This window comes from Serratia rhizosphaerae (assembly GCF_009817885.1).
In the GTDB taxonomy this organism is placed as follows: domain Bacteria; phylum Pseudomonadota; class Gammaproteobacteria; order Enterobacterales; family Enterobacteriaceae; genus Serratia_B; species Serratia_B rhizosphaerae.
The window spans coordinates 1,934,764-1,960,795 of record NZ_CP041764.1; the positions used below are offsets into that span (position 1 = coordinate 1,934,764).

Consider the following 26,032-nt stretch of genomic DNA (forward strand, 5'->3'; position numbering starts at 1 on the left):
CGTCCTCAGTGGTAGGATGGCTGGCGAAATATAAAAACGGTAACAAGCATGTTAGACAAAATTATTCGAATTGCCACCCGACAAAGCCCTCTGGCGCTCTGGCAGGCACACTATGTGCAGCAACGTCTGATGGACAGCCACCCCGGTCTGCAGGTGGAGCTGGTGCCGATGGTGACGCGCGGCGACATCATTCTGGATACGCCGCTGGCGAAAGTCGGCGGTAAGGGCTTGTTTGTCAAAGAACTTGAGCTGGCGCTGCTGGAAGGCCGCGCCGATATCGCCGTGCACTCGATGAAAGACGTGCCGGTAGAATTCCCGCAGGGGCTGGGTTTGGTGACTATTTGCGAGCGTGACGATCCACGCGATGCATTTGTATCAAACCGTTTCGAATCTCTCGACCAACTGCCGCAGGGCAGCGTGGTTGGCACTTCCAGCCTGCGTCGCCAGTGTCAGCTGCGTCAGCGTCGTCCCGATCTGATCGTACGCGATCTGCGCGGCAACGTCGGCACCCGCCTGTCCAAACTGGATAACGGCGAGTATGACGCCATTATTCTGGCGGTCGCCGGCCTGAAGCGGCTGGGGCTGGAGCAGCGCATCCGCAGCGCGATGAGTCCGGAAGAATCCCTGCCGGCCGTCGGCCAGGGCGCCGTCGGCATCGAATGCCGGTTGGACGACGAGGTGACCCGCGCGCTGCTGGCGCCGCTGAACGATGAGGCGACCGCCCTGCGCGTCAGCGCCGAACGCGCCATGAACACCCGCCTGGAAGGCGGGTGTCAGGTGCCGATCGGCAGCTATGCCGAGCTGGACGGCGACACGCTGTGGCTACGCGCACTGGTCGGCGCGCCGGACGGCAGCCAGATGGTGCGCGGTGAACGCCGCGGTCCGTCGGCGCAGGCGCAGCAAATGGGCGTCTCGCTGGCGGAAGAGCTGCTGGCCAACGGCGCCCGTGAAATCCTGCAGGACGTGTATCAGGGGAATCCGCCGGCATGACGATTTTGGTAACCCGCCCTTCCCCGTCCGGGGAGCAACTGGTCAGCCGGCTGCGCGCGCTCGGCCGGGTTGCCTATCATGCCCCGCTGATCGATTTCGCTCCCGGCGCCGATCTGCCTCGCCTGGCGTCGGCGCTGCACAACCTGAACGCCGGCGATTTGGTGTTCGTCCTGTCGCAGCACACGGTGAATTACGCCGATTCGGTGATGGGACGCGCGGACATCGCCTGGCCGGCCCAGCCCGCCTATTACGCTATCGGGCGCACCACTGCGCTGGCGCTGCACCGCATCACCAGCCTGCCGGTGGACTATCCGCACGAGCGCGAAATCAGCGAAACGCTACTATTATTACCCGCGCTGCAAAAACTGACGGGCAAGCAGGCGCTGATCCTGCGCGGCAACGGCGGACGCGAGCTGCTCGGCGAAACGCTGCGCGAGCGCGGCGCCAACGTCAGCTATTATGAATGTTACCAGCGCAGTCCCGTCCATTACGACGGCGCGGAACAGAGCGCCCACTGGCAACGCGTGGGTATTGATACGCTGGTGGTCACCAGCGGTGAAATGTTACAACAGTTGTATACTTTAGTTCCTGATTACTACCGTTCTATATGGCTGCTGCGTTGCCGCCTGGTGGTGGTCAGCGAACGTCTGGCTACCCTGGCCCGGGAACTGGGCTGGAGCAGCATTCGGGTAGCTGAAAATGCCGATAATGACGCGCTGCTACGCGCGCTACAATAAACCTGACAATGGGATGCGCCACTATGACGGAACAAAATACCCCATCCGCACCGGTTGAAGAGAGCAACCAGGCGGTTGAGAGTCCCCAACAGCCAGAAACCGGCAGCCGTAAAAGTAAAAACAGCGGCCCGGTGCTCGGCGCGATCGCCATCGTGCTGGTTATTGCGCTGGCCGCCGGCGGTTACTACCACACGCACCGCCAAGCGCAGCAGCTGATTGCGGCAAACCAGTCCCTGCAGCAGCAGCTGGCGGATCTCAAGCAGAGCCAGCAGCAGGAAAAGAGCGCGCTGGAAGGGTTGCTGCAGCAGCAGGGGAAAACCCTCGACGCCGCTGACCGCGAACAGACCTCGCTGGCGCGTCAGCTCAGCGAACTGCAGGAAAAAGTCGCTACCATTTCCGGCAGCGACGCCAAAACCTGGCTGTTGGCGCAGGCCGACTTCCTGGTCAAAATGGCCGGCCGCAAGCTGTGGAGCGATCAGGACGTCACCACCGCCGCCACCCTGCTGAAAAGCGCCGACGCCAGCCTGGCGGATATGAACGATCCGAGCCTGATGAACGTGCGTCGCGCGATTACCGAAGATATCAGCGGGCTGTCCACCCTGTCCCAGGTCGATTTTGACGGCATCATTCTGAAAGTGAACCAGCTGTCCAACCAGGTCGATAACCTGCGCCTGGCGGATAACGACAGCGATGAAACGCCGATGGACGAAGACAATGGCGAACTGTCCGCCTCGCTGAGCGAATGGCGACAGAACCTGACCAAGTCCTGGCATAACTTTATGGCCAACTTTATTACCATCCGCCGCCGCGACACCGGTGCCGAGCCGCTGCTGGCGCCGAATCAGGACATCTATCTGCGCGAAAATATCCGCTCCCGTCTGCTGGTCGCCGCCCAGGCGGTGCCGCGCCATCAGAACGAGGTGTATAAGCAGTCGCTGGAAACCATCTCCACCTGGGTGCGCGCCTATTTCGATACCAGCGATCCGGCCACCAAAGCCTTCCTGGAAGAGCTGGACGGCCTGAGCCAGCAATCCGTGACGATGGACGTACCGGACCAGCTGAAGAGCCAGCCGCTGCTGGAAAAACTGATGCAGACCCGGGTACGCAATCTGCTGGCGCAAGGCGCTGCCGCCACTCACCAGGAGGGATAAGCCATGTTACGCGTGTTATTCCTGTTTCTGGTGCTGATCGCCAGCGTGGTGCTCGGACCGATGCTGGCCGGTCATCAGGGCTATGTCCTGATCCAGACCGACAACTACAACATTGAAACCAGCGTCACCGGCCTGGTGATCATGGGTATTTTGCTGTTTGTGGCACTGTTTATTATCGAATGGATCCTGCGCCGCATTTTCCGTACCGGCGCCCGCACCCGCGGCTGGTTCCTCGGCCGTAAACGCAGCCGCGCACGCGCGCAAACCAAAGCGGCACTGATTAAGCTGGCGGAAGGCGATCATAAACAGGTCGAACAGCTGCTGACGCGCAATGCCGACCACGCCGAACAGCCGGTAGTGAACTACCTGCTGGCGGCAGAAGCGGCGCAGCAGCGCGGCGACGAGTTCCGCACCAATCAGTATCTGGAGCGCGCCGCCGAAGCGGCAGACACCGATCAGCTGCCGGTCGACATTACCCGCGTACGCATTCAGCTGGCGCAGGGCGAAGTGCATGCCGCGCGCCACGGGGTCGATCGTCTGCTGAACCAGGCGCCGCGTCATCCGGAAGTGCTGCGTCTGGCGGAGCAGGCCTACCTGCGCACCGGCGCTTACGCTTCCCTGCTGGAAATCCTGCCGTCGATGAGCAAAATCAAGCTGCATGACGAGGAAAAACTGCAGGCGCTGCAGCAGCAGGCCTATCTCGGCCTGATGAATCAGGCAATGGCGGAGGAAGGCAGCGACGGCCTGAAACGCTGGTGGAAGAATCAAAGCCGCAAAGTACGCCATGAAGTGCCGCTGCAGATCGCCATGGTGGAGCACCTGATCGAATGCAACGATCATGAAATGGCGCAGGAGATCGTCCTCGACGGCCTGAAACGCCAGTATGACGAACGTCTGGTGCTGCTTATCCCGCGCATCAAATCCGGCAATCCGGAGCAGCTGGAGAAAGCGCTGCGTCAGCAGATCAAACAGCATGGCGCCACGCCGCTGCTTAACAGCACGCTGGGCCAGCTGCTGATGAAGCACGGCGAATGGCAACAGGCCAACGACGCCTTCAAGGAAGCCCTGAAGCAGCGTCCGGACGCCTATGACTATGCCTGGCTGGCCGACGTACTGGAAAAGCTGCACCGCTCCGAGGAGGCGGCGCAAATGCGCCGTGAAGGTCTGATGCTGACTCTGCGGCAAAACGGCGAATAACGCCGGATAAACCGCTGACCAAAGCGTGGCTACGGCCACGCTTTTTTTTCGCCCGCGTCCCTTTACGCGGCAACATACCCTAAATAATTCAAGTTGCAGGAAGGCGGCAAGGGAAGGAATCCCGATGAGCTGACTCTGGTCAGTGATTCGGGTGACAGAGCGCGGCCAACGCACCTGCAGCTTGAAGTATGACGGGTATGGGCAAAAAAAAACACTTGCCGGTCCGGCAAGTGTATAAAGAAGCAATCAGGTCTAGGACAACAGGGGTGGTGCCTCACTCAACGTTGTGCCCGCAGTGTGATGTCGGCGTCGCAAGCGAGGCTTTCATCGTTCTGGTGGGCAATAGGCACCCTAAATCGGCTCTGCATCATTCCCAGGGTTTATGAGGCCTAGGGCGAACATAAGAAGTGGAATGAGCATCTACGCTATAGATATTGCACTTCGCGTGCCAACTCTCCCACCTCGGCGTCAGTCTTGTAAAAAATAAATTTAATCCTCTGAATTTAAATGGTTTATTTTTAATCTTCCCATCCCCCTGCGGCCGGCGCCTATCCATCCCGACACCGCCAGCCATCGGCCTGCCTGTCGCCAAAAAACGACGACTTAAGGTAAAGTTATTTTTTACATTATTTTTCAATACATTGCGTGTCTCTTACCGGCGACAGACGGCCCTTCTGTTGTCGCCAAAAACCAACGGCAGACAAATAGCGGGCATGCCCACGGGCTAGACGGCGGATGGATGCGGCGAATGCGGCGGATGGACACGGAAAAGATGGCAGACGGAGGATAAACTACAGACGAAAAAAAACCTGCTTTAAAAAGCAGGTTTTTCGAATTGGTCGGCGAGAGAGGATTATGCGCATCAAAGATGCGCCCCCTTCGGGCGTTGCTGCGCAACGTGGTCTCGCTGCGCTCGGCTCAAACCTCCTTCGGAGGTTCTTCATCCTCTATCCGCTACAGACGAAAAAAACCTGCTTTAAAAAGCAGGTTTTTCGAATGGTGGTCGGCGAGAGAGGATTCGAACCTCCGACCCACTGGTCCCAAACCAGTTGCGCTACCAAGCTGCGCTACTCGCCGATTCTGTGGTGCTGATACTACAAGATTTTAAAGCCCATGTCCATGTAATCGTTAAGATTTACATGACGTTTTGTGTGGTGCGAAGAGAGGGACTTGAACCCTCACGTCCGTAAGAACACTAACACCTGAAGCTAGCGCGTCTACCAATTCCGCCACCTTCGCACGGTCACAAAACAGCTTTTTATCTTCTACTCTACCCCTGGGGTAAAGTGGGGTGGCTAATGGGACTCGAACCCACGACAACTGGAATCACAATCCAGGGCTCTACCAACTGAGCTATAGCCACCATTTCTTTACTACTTCACGCGGTAATCATACCACCGCAGCTCTTGCGCACAAACTAAATGGCGCGCCCGACAGGATTCGAACCTGAGACCTCTGCCTCCGGAGGGCAGCGCTCTATCCAGCTGAGCTACGGGCGCGTAGCGCCGTTGCGGGTGGGGATACTACGGATTTAAAGCGATCCTGTCTAGTGCTTTTTCGCAGAAATGTTGCGTTTGATTACGCTTTGCTCACTCCTGCGCATAAAAGCGCAATCCGCAGCCCTTTTTTCACCTTTACTGCTGGTTTTTTATCCCAATTTCAGCCTGATGCTGTTTTTTGTGCATCCCGCAGGCGAAGTAGCACAGGCTGACCGCCGCCAGGAAAATCGCCCCGACCAGCAGAGAAATACGCGTATCCGGGTTAATGCCCATGCCAACCAGTACACACGCCAGAAAAGCAATGGTCAGGTAGTTCACATACGGGAACATTATCGATTTAAAACCGTGGCTTTTGATCGCCTCTTTATGTTCGCGACGGAAGTAGAGCTGGCTAATCAGCACCACAAACCACGGCACCATGCCCGGCAGTACGCTGGCGCTGTAGACATACACAAACACCTGCTGCGGGTTAGGGATAAGGTAATTCAGCGCCGACCCGGCCAGCAAACAGGCGATGGTCATGGCGATGCAGTTTACCGGCACGCCGCTGGCGGACAGTTTAGTGAACGTAGACGGCAACTGGCGGTTCTTTGCCAGCGCATACAGCATGCGTCCGCCGCTGTACATACCGCTGTTGCAGCCGGACAGCGCCGCGGTCAGCACCACAAAGTTAATGATGCCGGCGGCGGCCACGATGCCGATTTTGGCAAAGGTCAGCACAAACGGGCTGCCCGCGGTGCCGATGCCGTTCCACGGGAAGATGGTAACGATAACGAAAATAGCACCGACGTAGAAAATCAGGATGCGCCACAGAATATTATTGATGGCGCGCTTCAGGGTGACCTGCGGATTCTTCGCCTCACCGGCGGTAATGCCCACCAATTCCACGCCCTGATAAGAGGCCACCACGATACACAGCGCAAACAGGAAGCCTTTCCAGCCGCCGGCGAAGAAGCCGCCGTGCTGCGTCAGGTTGGCGAACCCGGTCGGCACGCCGCCGTTACCGAAGCCAAAGAAGATCACCCCCAATCCCACCAGAATCATCACGATAATGGTGGTCACCTTAATCATCGCAAACCAGAACTCCAGTTCGCCGTACAGCCGCACCGCCGCCAGGTTGGCGACCGCCACCATCGCCACCGCCAGCAGCGCCGGCAGCCACTGCGGGATTTCCGGGAACCAGAACTGCACATACACGCCGATGGCGGTAATTTCCGAAATCCCGACCGCAATCCACATAAACCAGTAGCCCCAGGCCGTCAGGTAGCCAAAATAAGGGCCCATGTACTTATGGGCATAGACCGCGAACGAGCCGGCCACCGGCTCCAGAAACAGCATCTCGCCCATCGAACGCATAATAAAGAACACAAACAGCCCGGCGATAATGTATGCCAGCAACACCGAAGGCCCTGCCCATTTCAGGGTGCTGGCCGAGCCCATAAACAGGCCGACGCCGATCGTGCCGCCAAGCGCAATCAGTTCAATGTGCCGGGCTTCCAGCCCGCGATGTAGTCCTTGCGGTGTATCTTTAGTTGGCATAAATCCTCAGTCGTTATGTCTGCGTCGTGCGTGCATTGACCGGCAACGGCCTTATTGTTTTAAACAGAAAGCGGCATCACTCCGCCGGCGCGACCGACCGCCAGCAAGGATGAGGGCAAATTGACAGCGAAAAATAGGGTATTCAGCACTGCGATTAGCGGCATCGGCGGCCTGGGGTGATTTCCGGACGGTATCGTTCCGTATTTTGCTGCTATAAGCAAACCGCGAATTAAAACTTTATGGAATAAATGAAGGGATAATTCTTAGATGAGGTTATAGTTGTGCGGCGATTTTATACACCTGCCGCACAATGACGGCGACCTGCCGTGCCGGGGCAGCAGATACCCCGGCCGGTCAATTTACAGTTTGCCGCCGTAATAGTAGCCGACGAAACGCAGCAGTTTGATCTGCCGGCGGATGCGGCTTGGCTGCGACAGCAGGCGATACAGCCACTCCAGCCCGAGGTTCTGCCACACCTTCGGCGCCCGCTTCACATGGCCGGTAAACACGTCATAGGTGCCGCCTACGCCCATATACAGCGCCTGCGGATGCACCTTGCGGCAGTCGCGCATCAGAATTTCCTGCTTCGGCGACCCCATCGCTACGGTCACGATCGCCGCGCCGCTGGTATGAATCCGTTCAAACAGCGCGTCGCGCTGCTGCGCCGTGAAGTAACCGTCCTGGCTGCCGACGATGTTGACGTTCCACTGGCGGCGCAGCTTTTCTTCGGTTTCCGCCAGTACCGACGGCTTGCCGCCGACCAGAAAGACCGGCGTGCCCTCCTGCCCGGCGCGCTGCATCAACGCCTCCCACAGGTCGGCGCCCGCCACGCGCGAGACATCGGCCCCCGGGTATTTGCGCCGCATTGCACGCACCATACTGATGCCGTCAGCGTATTTAAATTCGCAGCCGTCCAGCAGCGCCCGCAGGTTGGCGTCCTGCTCCGCCGCCAGCATTTTCTCGGCGTTCATCGCCACCAGCGTCCCCTGTTTCATCTTGCCGCCGTCAAACAGGAAATCCAGGCAGTGCGCCATATTGCGAAACCCCCAGAGCTTAATGCCACGCAGCGCGTATTCGGGAGCCGAAACCTTTGTATCCATTTTTCTCATTACCTTTGCAGTAGGCTGTCGGACTCCGAGGCGGCGGCCGGTTGCGCCGCGTGCGGGCGGGCGCCCATACGCGTCTTGATCAGGCCTGCCGTATCAAACAGCCAGTACAGCAACTTTGCCAGCACCAGACAGGCGCCGAAAATCAAACAGAAAAACACCACGCGCGAAACGAATGAGTCCAACCCTTCACGCGTCAAAACAATGATGTTAAACACCGCGCCAAAACAGAAGCCCTGCAAAATGGCCGCTTTATAGCGGTTTGGCTCATGGCGGCCCAGCTCATACAGCCAGTCGAACCATTTGATGATAAGCCCGACCACCACCGCGCCAAGCGGAATAAACAGCGCGCCCCCCATTACCACCAGCGAACCGATCAGCGTTGGCGAAATCGCCAGCCCGGAATTATTCTCCAGCACTTCCCAGGTAAAGTAGTTGGCGGTATTGAGCACCACATCCGGCCGCCCCGGCCACAGCCAGCCGGGGATAAAGACATAGAAGTCGCGGACAATCGGCGCCAGCCCCTGGAAGTCGATTTTGTCGTAGTTCTGCAGCAGCAGCGCCAGGTTCTCCCAGGGGAGAAGGTGTCGCGGGTTAAATACAGGAAGGTGTAAAATGCCTCATCGCCGCTGACGTCCAGGCCGTAGCGCTTCAGCGCCAGCCAGAACATGCCGACAATGCTCATTACCCCCGCCACCGCCAGCATCCACAGCGTGATCCAGCCGCGCACAATGCCGATAAACAGGAACAGAGCAAACGCGATAATGATATTGGCGCGCGTACCGCCGACGATCACATAGGTCAGCAGGCCAAACGACACCGTCGCCACCAGGAAAAAGAACCAGGCGCGCAGACTCTGTCTGAGGAAGAACACCACCAGCATCGCCGGGATAAAGAAGTAGAAGAAGCGTTTAAGCGCCACGCCGGACACGTCGCTGGAAAAGATCTGGCTGTAGGAATTCAGTTTAAACAGCAGGAAGCCGTTCTGCATAAAGAACAGCCCCACCGTACCGATGGCCACCAGCGCCAGCAATATCCAGGTCAGGTTGGTTTCCACCCGGTTCATGCTGAACAGCGGCTGATGCGGTTCGCCGCTGCGCTTACGCAGCCGGGTCTTATAGGTGACGTAATAGATGGCATAGAAACAGGTGGCAGAGAGCATCGCATACAGCAGAAACTCCACCGGCACGATAGCCACGTCAAAGCGGAACACCAGCAGACAGCTGAGCGGAAAGCCGAAATAAAACGTCAGCAGAAACAGCAGAGAAAAGAAGACGTTAAAGTTAAACCGAACGCGCCGGAACTCCTGATAGGTCACCGTCAAAATAAAAGTGACGCTAATCAGGTAAACCACCAGCAAACCGCCAAATTGGGCCAGCGTCATGCCGTTTCTCCCGCCGCCAGCGCCAACGCCTGCCGCCAGCCGTCAACATAATTGGGATTAAAGAAGGCAATATCCTGCTTGTCCACCGACGCCAGCTGGCGCTGCGCTTCGCGCACCACCGCCTCATCCAGCGTATCGCCGTAAAACAGCACCGGTAGACGCTGCTCGGCCAGGTCCTGCCAGAACGGATTCTGCCGGCTGAGCACAAACGGCACGCCAAACTGAATCAGCAGGCAGAGCGTGCCGATGCCCTGCTGGCGATCAAAGATAAAGTAGCCGAGGTCGCACTCGCGCAGAATATTCAGGTAATCGTCAAACGCCACCTGCCGGGTCAGCAGCTGCAGATTTCTTTCGCTGAACAGCCGCAGGCCGGCGCTGCGCACCTGCTCGATATAGTCGTCGTTATTGGCCGGATAACCCATCGGCACAATCACCCGCACATTCTCGCCGAACTGCTGATGAATCGCGCTCAGCGCTTCGATATGGCGGTTGGTGCGGTCGCCAGAGTTGCCCACCAGAATGGTCATCGGCCCGGCGACGTTTTTCTCAACCTCAACGCCGGTCAGCGCCGGATCCATACGCGTCGGGAAGTAGAGCAGCGACGCCGGCACCCGCGCATGGCGCTGCTGATAGTGAATCAGATCGCCGCGCGTGGCGAACACGTGCCCGACCCGCCCTTGCGCCACCCGGCGCAGCAGATAGAACAGACGGAATTTCCAGTCGGTGGCGTTTTCATACAGATCGGCCCCCCAGATATGCCAGCTGACCTGTTGCGGCTTGATTTTACCGCTCAGCAGCGCCAGCCACAGCGTCGGGTTAAACTGCCCGTGCCAGAAAAAGCGGCGGCTGCGGTCAGCTTTGGCGCAGGCGATCACCGCCTCCGCAAGGCTCTTCTTATCCGGGTAGCTGTCGATCGTCAGCGCCGGGAACGCTCCCAGCGCGGCCACGTCTTTGGCGGCAACCATAAACCGGCTCACCTGCTGCGACGGCAGCTGATTGGCCAGCACGTCGTTGAAGAAGCGCAGCACCGTCTGATTATGGTGCGGGATATCAGATCCCAATACGTGAATCAGTGTGGTCATACTCGTCTACGGTAAAGAATAAATACGCAGCTACACAGTGTGAAATAGACTATGTAGGTTGCCATATAGGCCTGAGCCGCCCCCAATGCCCCATGCAACGGGATTAGCCAGTGCGAGAACAGCGTCAGCAGCAGGAACTGACTGACTTCAGTCATAATATAAAAGCGCAGCGACGCCTTGGCGATCACCAGGTAGCCGAACACATAGGCGCCCACTTTCAGCACATCGCCCACCAACTGCCAGGCAAACAGATCGCGCATGGCGACAAACTTGTCCGAGAACAGCAGCCAGATGGCAAAATCGCGCAGCAGCCATACGGTAAAACTGGCCGCCGCCACCGCCGGCAGCACAAACTTCAGCGCGCGGACGATTTCACGGCTAATCGCCGCCTTATCGCTCAGGCGCGACAGCGTCGGCAGCAGATACACGGTGAAAGAGGCGGTAATAAACTGCAGATAGGCGTCGGAAATACTGCTGACGCCCTGCCAAATCCCCACCTCATCCCAGCTATAGTGCGCCGCCAGCAGGTTACGCATCATGACATACGCCACCGGTAAGGTCACGGAGGTGATCAACGCCATAATGGTAAACTTGCCCAGGTGGCTGGCCAACGCCTTGTCCCACGCCAGCGCCAGATAGCGCAGCGGCAACGTTTTACGCCGCCACAGTAGAGTACCGGCCGGCAACGCCACCAGCGCCGGCACCAGCGCCAGCCCCGCCAGCGCGCCTTCATAACCACCCAGCTTAAAGCACAACACAAAGGCAGCCAGACCTATCAGGCTGCCGCCAATCACCGCCAGCGCGTTGCCCATGGCGTCGCGATAGCCTTTCAGGATCGCCAGAAACAGGTTGGCGTAGGCAATGCCCATTTGCATAAACGCCAGCGCGCGCACCACGTTGACATAGCGCGTATGGCCAAACAGCCCCTGGCTTATCGGCTCGGCGGCAAACAGAAACACCAGCGCCAACAGGGTAGAAAAGCCCAGCACAATGCTGGAGCCGGTGCCGACCGCCAGGCGTAAACGCTGCGGATCCTGATGATATTCCGCGACATACTTGGTGATACCGTTGAAGATGCCGGCGCCGGACAGCACGCCCAGCACGGTGATCAGCTGGCGAAAGTTGCCGGCCTGCCCCACACCGCTCGGCCCGAACGCCACCGCCAGCAGTTTCACTACCAGCAGCCCCACGCCAATTTTGACCAGCGTGGAGCCGGCGGTCCAGATGGATGCTTTTGCCAGAGACATATCAGGCGAGGAAGCTCAAAATAGTGTGAATCACCGTGCGTTGGTTAACATCAGACATGTTGTAATACAGCGGCAGACGCACCAGACGCGCGCTCTCGCTGCTGGTGAAGCGGTCCTCACCGGCAAAATGGCCGAACTTCTCGCCCGCAGGGCACTCATGCAGCGGAATATAGTGGAATACTGCCATAATTTCCGCTTCTTTCAGGTAGTTGATAAACGCCGTGCGATCCTGCACATCTTTCAGCTTGATGTAGAACATATGGGCGTTATGGCGGCAGTCCTTCGGCACTACCGGCAGCTCAATGCGTCCGGCGTCGGCCTGCGGCTTCAGCGCGTCGTAATAGTTCTGCCACAGCTTCAGACGCCGCTGGTTAATGCGTTCCGCCGCTTCCAGCTGCGCCCACAGGTAGGCCGCCTGCAAATCGGCCATCAGATAGCTGGAGCCGATATCGCGCCAGGTATATTTATCCACCTGGCCGCGGAAAAACTGGCTGCGGTTGGTGCCTTTCTCGCGAATGATTTCGGCCCGGTCAATCAGCGCCGGATCGTTGATCAGCGTCGCGCCGCCTTCGCCGCCCGCGGTATAGTTTTTGGTTTCATGGAAGCTGAACGCGCCGATATGGCCGATGGTGCCCAGCGCCTTGCCCTTGTAGGTCGACATCACGCCCTGCGCGGCGTCTTCCACCACGAACAGGTTGTACTTTTTCGCCAACGCCATAATGGCGTCCATTTCACAGGCAACGCCGGCGTAGTGCACCGGTACGATCGCGCGGGTTTTCTCGGTGATGGCCGCTTCGATTTTACTTTCATCGATATTCATCGTATCCGGACGTACGTCGACAAACACGATGGTGGCGCCGCGCAGCACAAAGGCGTTGGCGGTGGAAACAAAGGTAAAGCTTGGCATGATCACTTCATCGCCCGGCTGGATGTTCAGCAAAATCGCCGCCATCTCCAGCGATGCAGTGCAGGACGGCGTCAGCAGCACTTTGTGCGCGCCAAAGTGCTGCTCCATCCACTGCTGACAGCGGCGGGTAAAACCGCCGTCGCCGCACAGCTTCCCGCTGCTCATGGCAGCCTGCATATAGTCGATTTCCGTGCCAACAACCGGTGGTGCGTTAAATGGAATCATGTGAACCTCTGTATAACCAATACGCGGTGCTGTCGATAACGGCACCGTGCCGTTGATAGAGCCGTAGCGCGGCAATATTACTTATCTGTGTCGCCACCCGCAGGCGCTGTAATTGTTGTTGCTGACACCAGCCGACGGCCGCGGCCATCAGCCGGGCGCCAATACCCTTACCGCCTGCGCCGGGGAACGCGGCCAGCAGGCCGATGCGCGCCTCATCACCGCCGATATCGCGCAGGCTGACAAATCCTTCCGGCTGTCCGCGGCGATCGAGCGCCAGCAGGCAAAGATGGTCAAACGTGCCGAGCACCGCTTTCTCAATCCAGGTAGCGTAAAACCGTCCGCTGTCCGCCGGCGGATACCATGGCGCGCGAAAACGGCTGGCGGCAAACGCCTGCGCGGCGGCCGCCTGTAAAACGGGAATATCGCCGGCCGTCGCCGGCCGTACGTCAGATGCCGGAGTATAAGCACATTCCATGCCAAGATTAATGACCAGATCGATTTCGCCCTCCACCAGCCGGAAGTCCAACCTGGTCAGTACATCGGCGATATCAAGGCGGTGAGAAGGGATTTTGGCCTGAACCAGCGTAAAGCGATCCAGTTCGGCGGCGGTCAGCGGCGGCGCTGACTCGGCAATATTCAGCCTGGCGCTGTTAATGCGGAAATAGTCGCTTTCCCAGGTTAACGGGTCGACGGTAGCGCGGAGAATCATAGCGTTATCCATTCAGTTTATGACCGACGTCTGCGCCAGAGTATGAGGAACAAACTCCGCCCCGGTGACGAGGCGGAGGCGGCGCTTAACGCCAGACGCCTTTGGTATCGACGATCCAGTTTTGCTTAACGGCTTCCGGCGCGATAGCCTTGAACTCGTTGTGATCCACCAGCATCACCAGCACATCGGCCTGCTGCAGCGCATCGCTGAGGCTTTTCAACGTGACCTGGCCGGCCAGCGCTTTCGGCAGTTGCTCCACGTTCGGCTCCACTGCCAACGTTTCACCCTGATGCCACTCGGCAATCAGTTGCGTGACTTCGACCGCCGGGCTTTCACGCAGGTCATCGATATTGGGTTTGAAGGCCAGACCGAAGCAGGCGATTTTCAGCTCGGACGCCCGCTTGTCGGTGGCTGCCAGGCAATCTGCCACCGCCGCTTTCACGCGGTCGACCACCCACAGCGGCTTGCCGTCGTTGACCAGCCGCGCCGTATGGATCAAACGCGCCTGCTGCGGGTTCTGCGCCACGATAAACCATGGATCGACGGCGATACAGTGGCCGCCGACACCCGGGCCGGGCTGCAGGATATTGACGCGCGGATGGCGGTTGGCCAGACGAATCAGCTCCCAGACGTTGATCCCCTGATCGGCGCAGATCAGCGACAGTTCATTGGCGAAGGCGATATTGACGTCACGGTAGCTATTTTCCGTCAGCTTGCACATTTCCGCGGTGCGCGAGTTGGTGATCACGCATTCGCCTTCCAGGAAAATTTTATACAGCGCGCTGGCGCGCTCGGAGCATTTTGGCGTCATGCCGCCGATGACGCGGTCATTCTGAATCAGTTCCACCATCACCTGCCCCGGTAATACGCGCTCCGGGCAGTAGGCGATGTTGATGTCCGCCTCTTCGCCGGCGTCCTGCGGGAAGCTCAGATCGCTGCGCGCCTGCGCCAGCCACGCGGCCATCTGTTCGGTGGCGCCTACCGGCGACGTCGATTCCAGAATCACCAGATCGCCCTTTTTCAGCACCGGCGCCAGCGATTTGGCGGCGGACTCCACAAAGGCCAGATCCGGCTCGTGATCGCCCTTGAACGGCGTCGGCACCGCGATCAGGAAGGCATCCGCCGCTACCGGCTTGTTCACCGCCTGCAGATAGCCGCCGTCGACCGCCTCCTTCACGACTTTATCCAGATCCGGTTCAACGATGTGAATTTCACCACGGTTAATGGTTGCCACCGCGTGCGCATTGACATCAACGCCAATGACGTTCTTCTTGCGTGAGGCAAACGCTGCCGCCGTCGGCAGACCGATATACCCCAGGCCGATAACTGAAATCGTGTCAAAACTCATAATGTCACCTGATAATTCTTTAACGCTTCGAGGATACGCTGGCAGGCATGACCATCGCCGTAAGGGTTATGCGCCCGGCTCATTGCATGATATTCGTTTTCATCCGTCAGCAGGCGACCCACCGCAGCGACAATGGTCGCCACGTCGGTGCCAACCAGACGCACAGTGCCGGCGTCAACCGCTTCCGGGCGTTCGGTGGTTTCACGCATCACCAATACCGGTTTGCCAAGCGATGGCGCTTCCTCTTGAATACCACCGGAGTCCGTCAGAATAATGGTCGATTTGGCCATCAGATAAACGAACGGCAGGTAATCCTGCGGATCAATCAGCATGATGTTGTCGATGCCTTTCAGAATGCGGTTAACCGGTTCACTGACGTTCGGGTTCAGGTGCACCGGGTACACCACCTGCACATCAGGGTGCTGACGAGCGATTTCCGCCAGCGCGCTGCAGATTCGCTCAAAACCGCCGCCGAAGCTCTCGCGGCGATGGCCGGTAACCAGAATCAGTTTTTTATCGTCATCAAGGAAAGGATAACGCTGCGCCAGTGCCTCACGCTGCCGCGCATCGCTCATCACGCGGTCGCGCACCCAGAATAACGCGTCAATCACCGAGTTGCCGGTGACAAAAATCTGGCTGTCCGGTACCCGTTCACGCAACAGATTCTGGCGTGAATTCTCCGTCGGCGCAAAATGGAACATCGCCAGGTGACCGGTCAGCGTGCGGTTGGCCTCTTCCGGCCAGGGGGAATAGAGATCGCCGGTACGCAGCCCCGCTTCGACATGGCCGACCGGAATACGCTGGTAAAACGCCGCCAGGCTGGTGGCCAGCGTGGTGGTGGTATCGCCGTGCACCAGCACCACGTCCGGTTTAAACGCTTCCAGAACGCCCTTCAGCCCTTCCAGGATACGACAGGTGATTTCGGTCAGCCCCTGCCCCGGCTGCATGATATTGAGATCGTAATCGGGAACAATTTCAAATAAGCGCAAGACCTGGTCCAACATCTCGCGATGCTGCGCGGTCACACAGACTCTTGCTTCAAAGGCTTCGTCCTGAGCCAAGGCATGTACCAACGGCGCCATTTTAATGGCTTCAGGTCGGGTGCCGAAAACGGTCAACACTTTCACAGCGGATCTCTTTTGGTCAGTTAGTCGCAGACAAACCTGCAAAGAGGGCGCTTACGCGCCCATCAACGAATTATTATAATATTTTCAATTGCGCGGACGACGAACCAAGGCCACCCCGGCGCCGGCCATCGCACCGATAGCGCCCCACAGGATCAGCCAAAATACTCTTCTTGGACTATCACGTTTTACCGGTTCTTCCGGCGTACGCAAATAGCGGTAAGTCTGAAACTGCTTATCCAGCGTCGGCCCGACATTCAGCGTCGCCAGCATGGCGCGGTTCTGATCGTAGTCCAAATCATAGCTCGGACCGGAGGCTTGTAAACCTTCCAGACGCGCCTGCAGCATCGGCTTGCCCAGCAGGAACAGATCGGAATCCGGCAGCTGTTCGGCCGGCGTGTCGGTCTGCGTACGGGCGATACCCTGTCGTTCGGCGATTTTCAGCGCCTGCTGCACCGAGTTCAGCTGACGCTTATAAATCGCGTCCGCCACCGCCTCCTGCCGTTTAACCTGTGCTTTCATTGAGGTGGTGCGCGCCGCCCAGGCGCCCTGAATCTCTTCGTTCAGGTGCAGCGCCGCGCGATGGCTGGCGAACAGCACATACTCACGGAGTAAACGATTGGCATCCAGCGCCGTTTCAGCCGTCAGTTTAACCCCGTCGTTCGGCGATTTTTTGTCATCACGCGGCGTAAATTGAATATTGGCGATCAATTCGTCGAGTAACGCGGCATCGGCGCGCTCATCACCTTCCTGCCGCTGCTTGTAGTAATCACTCTGCAGCCAGAAATCGCGCCGGGTATCGTAGGCCGCCAGCTGCATAATGAACTCTTGGTAGGCTTCGTCGGCAATGCTCGGCTGTTCGGCTGGCACGGCCGGGGTGGTGCGCACATCCAGATTACGCAGGAACTGCTGTTGGGAGTAATATCCCCCCAGCGCATTGACCGTCGGCCGATCGGTAATCGCCGTTGCGCTCCACTCCTGCTTGACCAGGTAGGAGACCGCCAGCGCGACCGCTGCAAACAAGACGGCGATACCGATAATCCAGGCTTTGCCGCGCCATAAAGTGCGACACAATCCACGAATATCGAGTTCGTTATCAACCGCCGGGTGGTTCTTGTCTGACGTTGTATCTGGAATCATCACTGCCCAAAAGCCTCTGGTTTAAGGTACTTGCTTATTATCCATCGAGCGACGCATACGACGTTTGATGCGCTTGATGTAACGCGCAACGCGCCAGGCTCGCTTAATGCAATAACCGTAGAACAGAAATGCAAGCAAGAACAATGCCAACATGAACCATTCCGGGATAAATGTTAACCATTCGCCCAGTACGCCGATCGCCGCCAACAGGGCGGCAGCCAGGGTTATCAGCACAAACGCCTGCCGCGGCGTAAAGCCGGCGCGCATAATCAGGTGGTGGATATGCTGCCGATCGGGGGAGAACGGGCTCATGCCTTTGCGCAAACGACGATACATAATGGCGATCATATCCATCAGCGGAATCGCGATAATCCACAGCGCGGTTACCGGGCGAATCGCCGGCGTCTGGCCTTGTGAACTTTGCAGCAGCAGCCAGATCGCGGTAAAGCCGATCAGCGTGCTGCCGGCGTCACCCATAAACACTTTATAGCGACGACCGAGAATGCCCAGGTTCAGCAAGATATAGGGAACGATGGCGGCAATCATGGCAAAACACCAGAACGCCAGCTCAGCATGCCCGCTGAAGTACAGCAGCACGCCCAACGCGCCGAACGACACGCAGGACAAACCGCCCAGCAAGCCGTCGATACCATCTACCATATTGAAGGCGTTAATCGCCGCCCACACCGCAAACAGCGTCAGCAGATAACCGAACGGCCCCAGCTGCATTTCCCATCCGCCCAGGATATAACCAAAGCTGTGCAGATACAGGCCGGCAAATACCATCATCACCACGCCGACCAGCGCCTGAACAAAGGCGCGGATTTTTACGCTGATGTCAAAACGGTCATCCAGAGCGCCGACAAATACCAACAAACCGGCGCAGGCGAGATATAACTGACTGTGTGCAATCGTTTGGTCAGAGATCAGGAAGGCGAAACACAACCCGGCATAAACCGAAATCCCCCCGACCAACGGAATTAACCCCTGATGTCGTTTACGGTAATTAGGCTTATCAACCAAACCAACCCGCTTTGCCACCTTGCGGGCAACAAATAAAAACGCCAAGGAGAATAAAAAAACAAATAGAATTTCAGTACTCATGTGAGTAGTTCACTGTTAACAGATCTCTGAGAAGATAGGGCAGCTTAACACCGGATAAACCTAGCACCAGATGTCTCCGCTTCCTTTCAGTCATTTCCTATGACAAACGCGATTGAGTTTCATTACACGATTTGTCATTCCCCACTTTGGACCTTAAGCATCACCAATGGACAAGTATACAAATCCGATCAAACACGCCGCAGCCGAAAAAGTAAATTAAATTTCTATTTCTGCCGCGTATCCTATCTGCCAAAAGCAAAAAACGCCACGGCTTGGCGTGGCGTTAGTTAAATTTTTTACGTAATTATGAGCGCTTCATCATATCGAAGAACTCATCATTGGTTTTCGTCATCGCCAATTTATTAATGAGGAACTCCATCGCATCGATCTCCCCCATCGGGTGGATAATCTTGCGCAGGATCCACATCTTCTGCAGCTCTTCAGAACTGGTGAGCAGCTCTTCCTTACGGGTACCGGAGCGGTTGTAATCAATCGCCGGGAAGACACGTTTTTCCGCAATTTTACGCGACAGGTGCAGTTCCATGTTACCGGTGCCCTTGAACTCTTCGTAAATCACTTCGTCCATCTTCGAACCGGTATCCACCAGCGCAGTAGCGATAATGGTCAGGCTGCCGCCCTCTTCCACATTACGCGCCGCGCCGAAGAAGCGCTTCGGACGGTGCAGGGCGTTGGCATCCACACCACCGGTCAGCACCTTGCCGGAGGCCGGCACCACGGTGTTGTAGGCACGCGCCAGACGGGTGATGGAGTCAAGCAGGATAATGACGTCCTTCTTGTGCTCAACCAGACGTTTAGCCTTTTCAATCACCATTTCCGCAACCTGCACGTGGCGGGAAGCCGGTTCATCGAAGGTAGAGGCGATCACTTCACCCTTCACCAGACGCTGCATCTCGGTCACTTCTTCCGGACGTTCGTCGATCAGCAGCACCATCAGCACACAATCCGGATGGTTGTAGGCGATGCTCTGGGCAATGTTCTGCAGCAGCATGGTCTTACCGGCTTTCGGCGGCGCGACGATCAGGCCGCGCTGGCCGCGACCGATCGGCGATGCCAGATCCAGTACGCGAGCGGTCAGGTCTTCGGTTGAACCGTTGCCGCGCTCCATACGCAGACGCGAGTTGGCGTGCAGCGGCGTCAGGTTTTCGAACAGAATTTTGCTGCGGGCGTTTTCCGGTTTGTCGTAGTTGACTTCGTTAACCTTCAGCAGGGCAAAGTAACGTTCGCCTTCTTTTGGCGGACGAATCTTACCGGAAATGGTGTCACCTGTACGGAGGTTGAAGCGGCGGATTTGGCTAGGGGATACGTAGATGTCGTCGGGGCCTGCGAGGTAGGAACTGTCTCCGGAACGGAGGAAACCAAATCCATCCTGCAATATCTCCAGCACGCCATCACCGAAAATATCCTCTCCGCTTTTCGCATGCTGCTTGAGAATGGAAAAGATAATGTCCTGCTTACGCATGCGGGCCAGGTTTTCCAGCCCCATATTTTCGCCGAGTGTGATCAGGTCAGAAACCGGCGTGTTCTTTAATTCGGTAAGATTCATAGTGGTGGGTTCTTAAAATCGGGGTATGTCTCGAACTTTAACGTGAATAGTATGGCAGCGTGATGTTCCCGCATCGGGATTTTCGTGCCTGTTTACTGGACGTTCAATCACCGGGCCGCTTAGCCGTCGTGGTAAGAGATGGCTTACATTGGACGCGCACGCTGGCGGTTTAGGATCGAAGGTGCCTTAAAACTGATTTTTGCAAAACCATTGATTGTCAACGCGCGGGCCAAGTCCAAGTATGAAGACAACGCCGATGCTATGACACAGAGTAACGCTTTAGATTCAAACTCTTTAGACTTAAAACTTCGGGCAAGTTCTATATGCAGTGTGATTAAACTTAACACGCTTCTCGGCGGGCGTCTATAGCCGCCGCAAGCAAACTGCATCTTTAGTCGCAGACGCGCCATGTTTACCCACATCGCCGTGCGGAGCCTGCCTGGAGAGCCGCGGACATTGCCGCCGAAAACCGGAAAAATTGGGCCGGCGCCGATGCGAAGACTCGCGACCGGACGCCAGACCCGGGGCATCCCGCCCGGTTACAGATTGGCGGTCAGGAAATCTTTCAGCTGACCTTTGGACAGTGCGCCCACTTTGGTCGCCGCCACTTCACCGTTCTTGAACAGCAACAGCGTTGGGATGCCGCGGATACCGTACTTAGGTGCGGTAGCCGGGTTCTCGTCGATGTTCAGTTTGCTGATAGTCAATTTGCCGTCGAACTCTTCGGCAATTTCATTAAGAATCGGAGCAATCATCTTGCACGGACCACACCACTCAGCCCAGAAGTCGACCAGGATTGGCCCTTCGGCATTCAGCACCTCTGTAGCAAAGCTGTCGTCAGTCAGGTGAATAATTTTATCGCTCATGTTCTACTCCACAGGATTATGTCTACCTTGTTGGTGTAGCATTAAACCAACTCAAGGTGATTTTATTTCACCGCGTTTATTTCAACGGATGTGCTTTCGTAAAGCAATAGTTAGCTGATATTCTACCACACTATGAGCAAAACACACTTGACTGAACAGAAGTTTTCCGACTTCGCCCTGCACCCGTTAGTCCTTGAAGCCCTTGAAAAAAAAGGGTTTCACAACTGCACGCCTATCCAGGCGTTGGCATTACCGCTCACGCTCTCCGGGCGTGACGTTGCAGGTCAGGCGCAAACCGGTACCGGAAAGACGTTGGCATTTCTGACGTCTACTTTTCACTATTTACTCTCCCACCCGGCGAAACAGGATCGCCAGACCAACCAACCGCGCGCCTTGATCATGGCGCCTACGCGCGAGCTGGCGGTGCAGATCCACGCCGATGCGGAAATGCTGTCGCAGTCCACCGGGCTGAAGCTGGGCCTGGCCTACGGCGGCGACGGTTATGACAAACAGCTGAAAGTGCTGGAAAAGGGCGTAGATATTCTGATCGGCACCACCGGCCGACTGATTGACTACGCAAAACAAAACTATATCGACCTGAGCGCCATTCAGGTGGTGGTGCTGGATGAAGCCGATCGCATGTACGATCTGGGCTTTATCAAAGATATCCGCTGGCTGTTCCGCCGCATGCCGTCGGCCGATCAGCGTCTGAACATGCTGTTCTCCGCCACCCTCTCCTACCGCGTACGCGAGCTGGCGTTCGAGCAGATGAACAATGCCGAATATGTGGAAGTCGAACCGGAACAGAAAACCGGCCACCGCATCAAAGAAGAGCTGTTCTACCCGTCCAACGAAGAGAAAATGCGCCTGCTGCAGACGTTGATCGAAGAAGAGTGGCCGGATCGCGCCATCGTCTTCGCCAACACCAAGCACCGCTGCGAGGACATCTGGGGCCATCTGGCCGCTGACGGTCACCGCGTGGGCCTGCTGACCGGCGACGTCGCCCAGAAAAAGCGTCTGCGCATTCTGGAAGACTTCACCAAAGGCAGCCTGGATATTCTGGTGGCCACCGACGTTGCGGCGCGCGGCCTGCATATTCCTGCGGTTACCCACGTCTTCAACTACGATCTGCCTGACGACTGCGAGGACTACGTTCACCGCATCGGCCGTACCGGCCGCGCCGGCGCCAGCGGGCACTCCATCAGCCTGGCCTGTGAAGAATACGCGCTTAACCTGCCGGCGATCGAAGCCTACACCGGGCACAGCATCCCGGTCAGCAAATACAACAGCGACGCACTGCTGGACGATTTGCCGGCGCCGAAACGCCTGTCGCGCCCGCGCGGCGGCAACAATTCGCGCCGTAATTCGTCGCAACGCCGCAGCGGCGGCGCGCCGCGCAACAACCGTAAACGTTCAGGCTGACCCGATGCTCAGTTCCAGCACGCTGTATGCCGCCATCGATCTGGGGTCCAACAGTTTCCATATGTTGGTGGTGCGTGAGGTCGCCGGCAGTATTCAGACGCTGGCGCGCATCAAACGCAAAGTCCGCCTGGCGGCCGGGCTGGATCGGGACAATAACCTGTCGCATGACGCCATGCAGCGCGGCTGGCAATGCCTGCGGCTGTTTTCCGAACGTCTGCAGGATATTCCGCGCGAACAGATCCGCGTGGTGGCGACCGCCACGCTGCGCCTGGCGCAGAACGCCGATGAATTCCTGCATACCGCGCAGCAGATTCTGGGCTGCCCGGTACAGGTGATCAGCGGCGAAGAAGAGGCACGCCTGATTTACCACGGCGTGGCGCATACCACCGGCGGCCCCGATCGGCGTCTGGTGGTCGACATCGGCGGCGGCAGCACCGAACTGGTGACCGGCACCGGCGCCCAGGCCGCACAGCTGTACAGCCTGTCGATGGGCTGCGTCACCTGGCTGGAGCGCTTCTTCAGCGACCGCAACCTCGGACGCGACAACTTTGACCGCGCCGAACTGGCCGCGCGCGAAATGGTGCGGCCGATTGCCTCCGCCTTGCGTGAACACGGCTGGCAGATCTGCGTCGGCGCCTCCGGCACCGTACAGGCGCTGCAGGAAATCATGGTGGCGCAGGGTATGGACGAACGCATTACCCTGCCGAAACTGCGCCAGCTCAAACAGCGCGCCATCCAGTGCGGCAAGCTGGAAGAGTTGGAAATTGAAGGCCTGACGCTGGAGCGCGCGCTGGTGTTCCCCAGCGGGCTGTCGATTCTGCTGGCGATCTTCCAGGAGCTGGGCATCGAAAGCATGCTGCTTTCCGGCGGCGCTCTGCGCGAAGGGTTGGTGTACGGCATGCTGCATCTGCCGGTGGAGCAGGATATCCGCCATCGCACCATTCGCAATCTGCAGCGGCGCTACCTGCTGGATACCGAGCAAGCGGCCCGCGTTGCCCAGTTGGCGAGTAACTTCTCACAGCAGGTAGCCAATGAGTGGCAGCTGGATACCCGCAGCCGTGAACTGCTGCACGCCGCCTGTCTGATTCATGAAATCGGTCTGAGCGTCGACTTCAAACAGGCGCCCCAGCACGCCGCCTATCTGATTCGCCATCTGGCGCTGCCCGGTTTTACCCCGGCGCAGAAAAAACTGCTGGCCGCCCTGCTGCAAAACCAGAGCAACACGCTCGATCTCACGCTGCTCAGCCAGCAAAACGCCGTGCCGCCGCGTATCGCCCAGCATTTATGCCGCCTGCTGCGCCTGGCTATTATCTTCGCCAGCCGCCGCCGCGATGACACGCTGCCGGCGGTCAGACTGCGCGCCCAGCATAACGATGACGCGCTGTACGTGATTGTGCCGCACGGCTGGCTGGAACAGCACCCTCTGCGCGGCGAAGAGCTGGAGCAGGAGAGCCACTGGCAGAGCTACGTGCACTGGCCGCTGCTGCTGGAAGAACAGGCGTAACTCCACCGGATACGGGTTCGCCCAGGCGAACCCCTCTTTTTCCCCGCGACTCAGCCGCCGCCCTTGGCCTTCGCCAGCATGGCGCGGATATTGGCGACGTTGCTCTGCCCTTTTTGCATCCGCTCCTGCGGGCTGATCACCTTACGCTCCGTTTCCCACGCCAAATCATCCTGCGGCAGTTCCAGCAGGAAACGGCTCGGTTCCGGGCGCACCAATTCGCCGTACTGCCGGCGCTCACGGCACAGGGTGAAAATCAGCTCTTTTTGGGCGCGGGTTATCCCTACATAGGCCAGACGTCGCTCTTCCTCGACATTATCTTCATCAATACTGCTCTGATGCGGCAGTAAACCTTCCTCCATCCCCACCAGGAACACATAGGGGAACTCCAGACCCTTGGAGGCGTGCAACGTCATCAGCTGCACCTGGTCCAGCTCTTCCTCGCTTTCGCCCCGCTCCATCATGTCGCGCAGCGTGAAACGGGTGACCACCTGCGTCAGCGTCATCGGCTCTTCCAGATCGCTGCCTTCCAGCATTTCCGTCATCCAACCGAACAGCGTATTGACGTTTTTCATGCGCATTTCCGCCGCCTTCGGACTGGCGGAGGTTTCGAACAGCCAGCTTTCGTAGTCGACGCCGCGAATCAGGTCGCGCACCGCCGCCACCGGCTCGCGCTCGGCCTGCTGGGCAATGCCGTCCATCCACTGGGTAAAACGCTGCAGCGACTCCAGGCCGCGGCCGGTAAGGTGCTGGCCCAGCCCCACGTCGAAGCTGGCGGCAAACAGGCTCTTATTGCGCAGATTGGCCCACTCTCCCAGCTTTTGCAGCGTCGCCGGGCCGATTTCCCGCTTCGGCGTATTGACGATGCGCAGAAAGGCGCTGTCGTCGTCCGGATTGGTCAACACCCGCAGGTAGGCCAGCAGATCCTTGATTTCAGGGCGGGAGAAGAACGAGGTGCCGCCGGAGATCTTGTACGGGATGCGGTTCTGCATCAGCATTTTTTCGAACACCCGCGACTGGTGGTTGCCGCGGTATAAAATGGCGTAATCGCCATAGTTGGTCTTTTTCACAAAGTGATGGGCGATCAGTTCGCCGACCACCCGCTCGGCCTCGTGATCTTCGTTATTGGCGGTCACCACTTTCAGCTCTTCGCCATATCCCAGCTCGGAAAACAGCCGTTTCTCAAACACGTGCGGGTTATTGGCGATCAAAATGTTGGCCGCTTTCAGAATACGCTCGCTGGAGCGGTAGTTCTGTTCCAGCTTAATCACCTGCAGTGCCGGAAAGTCCTCTTTCAGCAGCACCAGGTTTTGCGGCCGCGCGCCGCGCCAGGAGTAGATTGACTGGTCATCATCGCCCACCACGGTAAAACGGGCGCGGTTGCCCACCAGCAGCTTCACCAGTTCATATTGGCTGGTGTTGGTATCCTGATACTCATCCACCAGCAGATAGCGCAGACGGTTTTGCCAGCGTTCACGCACCTCTTCGTTGCGCTGCAGCAGCAGCGTCGGCAGCAGGATCAAATCGTCGAAATCCAGCACGTTACAGGCGCGCATATGCGCATGGTACAGACCGTAGCAGTGGGCAAACAGCTTGTCGCGCTCGGAGCGCGCCAGCTCGGCCGCACGCTGGGGGTCCACCAGATCGTTCTTCCAGTTGGAAATGGTGGAGATCAGCTGCGCCACCAGCGTTTTGTCATTTTCCAGCCATTTTTCCGTCAGCTCTTTCAGCAGCGCCAGCTGATCCTGGTCGTCAAACAGCGAGAAGTTGGACTTCATCTCCAGCGCTTTATATTCGCGCTTGATGATCTCCAGCCCCAGCGTATGGAAGGTCGAAATCATCAGGCCACGCGCCTCTTTCCGCCCCAGCGTCTGCGACACGCGCTCTTTCATCTCACGCGCCGCCTTGTTGGTAAAGGTCACCGCGGCGATATGCCGCGCCTGATAGCCGCAATGGTGGATCAGATGAGCGATTTTATTGGTGATTACGCGCGTCTTGCCCGAGCCGGCGCCGGCCAGAACCAGGCAGGGACCGGTAACGAATTCAACGGCTTGTTGTTGGCTGGGGTTTAATCGCATGGGACTTTATGGCTCGACAATCTTAACGTGGGACAGGCAGTGTAGCAGAAAGCGCCGGCAAGATTGATACCCGTCGCGTCAATGCCGCCCTGCCCGGATAAAACGGGTATAA

Annotated in this window: 19 protein-coding genes, 4 tRNA genes, 1 other RNA gene and 1 pseudogene; 6 read left to right on the top strand and 19 right to left on the bottom strand. The window is 57.9% G+C overall.

Features of this window, described 5'->3' with window-relative positions:
• Nucleotides 1–48 precede the first annotated feature (48 nt).
• The 4 genes from hemC to hemY are packed head-to-tail and all read left to right on the top strand — an operon-like array spanning nt 49 to nt 4,075.
• Nucleotides 49–990 carry a hydroxymethylbilane synthase gene (gene hemC, locus FO014_RS09110; RefSeq protein ID WP_160029141.1) on the top strand — a complete coding sequence of 314 codons (942 nt, stop codon included), beginning with the start codon at nt 49–51 and terminating at the stop codon, nt 988–990.
• Nucleotides 987–1,727: a uroporphyrinogen-III synthase gene (hemD, locus tag FO014_RS09115; RefSeq protein WP_160029143.1), complete on the top strand. Its 741-nt coding sequence runs from the start codon at nt 987–989 to the stop codon at nt 1,725–1,727. The genes hemC and hemD overlap by 4 nt, the downstream gene beginning before the upstream one ends.
• 23 nt (nt 1,728–1,750) lie before the next feature.
• Entirely contained in the window at nt 1,751–2,878 is a 1,128-nt protein-coding gene (hemX, locus tag FO014_RS09120; protein WP_160029145.1) for a uroporphyrinogen-III C-methyltransferase, read from the top strand.
• 3 nt (nt 2,879–2,881) lie between these two features.
• Complete coding sequence (gene hemY, locus FO014_RS09125) at nt 2,882–4,075, top strand: protoheme IX biogenesis protein HemY (RefSeq protein ID WP_105229335.1); 1,194 nt, start codon at nt 2,882–2,884, stop codon at nt 4,073–4,075.
• A gap of 836 nt (nt 4,076–4,911) precedes the next feature.
• Here hemY and FO014_RS09130 read toward each other — a convergent pair.
• The 18 genes and pseudogenes from FO014_RS09130 to trxA form a co-directional block, all read right to left on the bottom strand.
• Nucleotides 4,912–5,040, bottom strand: a non-coding RNA gene (locus FO014_RS09130) — RtT sRNA.
• A 35-nt stretch (nt 5,041–5,075) separates the two neighbouring features.
• A tRNA-Pro gene (locus tag FO014_RS09135) sits at nt 5,076–5,152 on the bottom strand.
• A gap of 75 nt (nt 5,153–5,227) precedes the next feature.
• A tRNA-Leu gene (locus FO014_RS09140) sits at nt 5,228–5,314 on the bottom strand.
• 48 nt (nt 5,315–5,362) lie between these two features.
• A tRNA-His gene (locus FO014_RS09145) sits at nt 5,363–5,438 on the bottom strand.
• A 59-nt stretch (nt 5,439–5,497) separates the two neighbouring features.
• Nucleotides 5,498–5,574 (bottom strand) — tRNA-Arg (locus tag FO014_RS09150).
• A gap of 135 nt (nt 5,575–5,709) precedes the next feature.
• Nucleotides 5,710–7,113 (bottom strand): bifunctional threonine/serine APC transporter ThrP, encoded by a 1,404-nt coding sequence (thrP, locus tag FO014_RS09155; RefSeq protein ID WP_160029147.1) that lies wholly within the window; start codon nt 7,111–7,113, stop codon nt 5,710–5,712.
• A 359-nt stretch (nt 7,114–7,472) separates the two neighbouring features.
• A complete protein-coding gene (gene wecG, locus FO014_RS09160) occupies nt 7,473–8,213 on the bottom strand; it encodes a lipopolysaccharide N-acetylmannosaminouronosyltransferase (protein WP_160029149.1) in 741 nt (246 codons plus the stop codon).
• Between the two features lie 8 nt (nt 8,214–8,221).
• Nucleotides 8,222–9,603 (bottom strand): annotated as a pseudogene (gene wzyE, locus FO014_RS09165) (ECA oligosaccharide polymerase).
• Complete coding sequence (locus tag FO014_RS09170; RefSeq protein WP_160029151.1) at nt 9,600–10,685, bottom strand: TDP-N-acetylfucosamine:lipid II N-acetylfucosaminyltransferase; 1,086 nt, start codon at nt 10,683–10,685, stop codon at nt 9,600–9,602. The pseudogene wzyE and the gene FO014_RS09170 overlap by 4 nt, the downstream one beginning before the upstream one ends.
• Nucleotides 10,682–11,932 (bottom strand): lipid III flippase WzxE, encoded by a 1,251-nt coding sequence (gene wzxE, locus FO014_RS09175; RefSeq protein WP_160029153.1) that lies wholly within the window; start codon nt 11,930–11,932, stop codon nt 10,682–10,684. Before wzxE ends, FO014_RS09170 begins: the two co-directional genes overlap by 4 nt.
• Nucleotide 11,933: 1 nt before the next feature.
• Nucleotides 11,934–13,064: a dTDP-4-amino-4,6-dideoxygalactose transaminase gene (gene rffA, locus FO014_RS09180; RefSeq protein WP_160029155.1), complete on the bottom strand. Its 1,131-nt coding sequence runs from the start codon at nt 13,062–13,064 to the stop codon at nt 11,934–11,936.
• On the bottom strand, nt 13,051–13,773 hold the full coding sequence (rffC, locus tag FO014_RS09185) for a dTDP-4-amino-4,6-dideoxy-D-galactose acyltransferase (RefSeq protein ID WP_160029157.1): 723 nt from the start codon (nt 13,771–13,773) through the stop codon (nt 13,051–13,053). The genes rffA and rffC overlap by 14 nt, the downstream gene beginning before the upstream one ends.
• A gap of 85 nt (nt 13,774–13,858) precedes the next feature.
• Complete coding sequence (wecC, locus tag FO014_RS09190) at nt 13,859–15,121, bottom strand: UDP-N-acetyl-D-mannosamine dehydrogenase (RefSeq protein WP_160029159.1); 1,263 nt, start codon at nt 15,119–15,121, stop codon at nt 13,859–13,861.
• Nucleotides 15,118–16,248: a non-hydrolyzing UDP-N-acetylglucosamine 2-epimerase gene (gene wecB / locus FO014_RS09195; protein ID WP_160029161.1), complete on the bottom strand. Its 1,131-nt coding sequence runs from the start codon at nt 16,246–16,248 to the stop codon at nt 15,118–15,120. The genes wecC and wecB overlap by 4 nt, the downstream gene beginning before the upstream one ends.
• Before the next feature lie 84 nt (nt 16,249–16,332).
• Entirely contained in the window at nt 16,333–17,385 is a 1,053-nt protein-coding gene (wzzE, locus tag FO014_RS09200) for an ECA polysaccharide chain length modulation protein (RefSeq protein WP_160029163.1), read from the bottom strand.
• A gap of 21 nt (nt 17,386–17,406) precedes the next feature.
• Nucleotides 17,407–18,489: a UDP-N-acetylglucosamine--undecaprenyl-phosphate N-acetylglucosaminephosphotransferase gene (wecA, locus tag FO014_RS09205; protein ID WP_160029165.1), complete on the bottom strand. Its 1,083-nt coding sequence runs from the start codon at nt 18,487–18,489 to the stop codon at nt 17,407–17,409.
• Nucleotides 18,490–18,793: 304 nt separating this feature from the next.
• The gene (gene rho, locus FO014_RS09210) at nt 18,794–20,053 is read right to left on the bottom strand and encodes a transcription termination factor Rho (protein ID WP_015344121.1); all 1,260 of its coding nucleotides are present in this window, start codon (nt 20,051–20,053) and stop codon (nt 18,794–18,796) included.
• 539 nt (nt 20,054–20,592) lie between these two features.
• Complete coding sequence (gene trxA / locus FO014_RS09215; RefSeq protein ID WP_105229322.1) at nt 20,593–20,919, bottom strand: thioredoxin TrxA; 327 nt, start codon at nt 20,917–20,919, stop codon at nt 20,593–20,595.
• Nucleotides 20,920–21,051: 132 nt separating this feature from the next.
• Here trxA and rhlB point away from each other — a divergent pair, with 132 nt between their 5' ends.
• Together rhlB and ppx are read left to right on the top strand one after the other, a co-directional pair.
• Nucleotides 21,052–22,341, top strand: a complete 1,290-nt coding sequence (rhlB, locus tag FO014_RS09220; RefSeq protein WP_105229321.1) for an ATP-dependent RNA helicase RhlB — start codon at nt 21,052–21,054, stop codon at nt 22,339–22,341.
• Between the two features lie 4 nt (nt 22,342–22,345).
• Nucleotides 22,346–23,845: an exopolyphosphatase gene (gene ppx / locus FO014_RS09225; RefSeq protein WP_160029167.1), complete on the top strand. Its 1,500-nt coding sequence runs from the start codon at nt 22,346–22,348 to the stop codon at nt 23,843–23,845.
• 50 nt (nt 23,846–23,895) lie between these two features.
• Here ppx and rep read toward each other — a convergent pair whose 3' ends face one another.
• Complete coding sequence (gene rep / locus FO014_RS09230) at nt 23,896–25,920, bottom strand: DNA helicase Rep (RefSeq protein WP_160029169.1); 2,025 nt, start codon at nt 25,918–25,920, stop codon at nt 23,896–23,898.
• Nucleotides 25,921–26,032: the final 112 nt, after the last annotated feature.

Excerpts from the sequence above, each read along its gene's own strand:
- hemC (WP_160029141.1), top strand. The coding sequence starts at position 49 with ATGTTAGACAAAATTATTCGAATTGCCACCCGACAAAGCCCTCTGGCG.
- hemD (WP_160029143.1), top strand. The coding sequence starts at position 987 with ATGACGATTTTGGTAACCCGCCCTTCCCCGTCCGGGGAGCAACTGGTC.
- hemX (WP_160029145.1), top strand. The coding sequence starts at position 1,751 with ATGACGGAACAAAATACCCCATCCGCACCGGTTGAAGAGAGCAACCAG.
- hemY (WP_105229335.1), top strand. The coding sequence starts at position 2,882 with ATGTTACGCGTGTTATTCCTGTTTCTGGTGCTGATCGCCAGCGTGGTG.
- thrP (WP_160029147.1), bottom strand. The coding sequence starts at position 7,113 with ATGCCAACTAAAGATACACCGCAAGGACTACATCGCGGGCTGGAAGCC.
- wecG (WP_160029149.1), bottom strand. The coding sequence starts at position 8,213 with ATGGATACAAAGGTTTCGGCTCCCGAATACGCGCTGCGTGGCATTAAG.
- FO014_RS09170 (WP_160029151.1), bottom strand. The coding sequence starts at position 10,685 with ATGACCACACTGATTCACGTATTGGGATCTGATATCCCGCACCATAAT.
- wzxE (WP_160029153.1), bottom strand. The coding sequence starts at position 11,932 with ATGTCTCTGGCAAAAGCATCCATCTGGACCGCCGGCTCCACGCTGGTC.
- rffA (WP_160029155.1), bottom strand. The coding sequence starts at position 13,064 with ATGATTCCATTTAACGCACCACCGGTTGTTGGCACGGAAATCGACTAT.
- rffC (WP_160029157.1), bottom strand. The coding sequence starts at position 13,773 with ATGATTCTCCGCGCTACCGTCGACCCGTTAACCTGGGAAAGCGACTAT.
- wecC (WP_160029159.1), bottom strand. The coding sequence starts at position 15,121 with ATGAGTTTTGACACGATTTCAGTTATCGGCCTGGGGTATATCGGTCTG.
- wzzE (WP_160029163.1), bottom strand. The coding sequence starts at position 17,385 with ATGATTCCAGATACAACGTCAGACAAGAACCACCCGGCGGTTGATAAC.
- wecA (WP_160029165.1), bottom strand. The coding sequence starts at position 18,489 with ATGAGTACTGAAATTCTATTTGTTTTTTTATTCTCCTTGGCGTTTTTA.
- rho (WP_015344121.1), bottom strand. The coding sequence starts at position 20,053 with ATGAATCTTACCGAATTAAAGAACACGCCGGTTTCTGACCTGATCACA.
- trxA (WP_105229322.1), bottom strand. The coding sequence starts at position 20,919 with ATGAGCGATAAAATTATTCACCTGACTGACGACAGCTTTGCTACAGAG.
- rhlB (WP_105229321.1), top strand. The coding sequence starts at position 21,052 with ATGAGCAAAACACACTTGACTGAACAGAAGTTTTCCGACTTCGCCCTG.
- ppx (WP_160029167.1), top strand. The coding sequence starts at position 22,346 with ATGCTCAGTTCCAGCACGCTGTATGCCGCCATCGATCTGGGGTCCAAC.
- rep (WP_160029169.1), bottom strand. The coding sequence starts at position 25,920 with ATGCGATTAAACCCCAGCCAACAACAAGCCGTTGAATTCGTTACCGGT.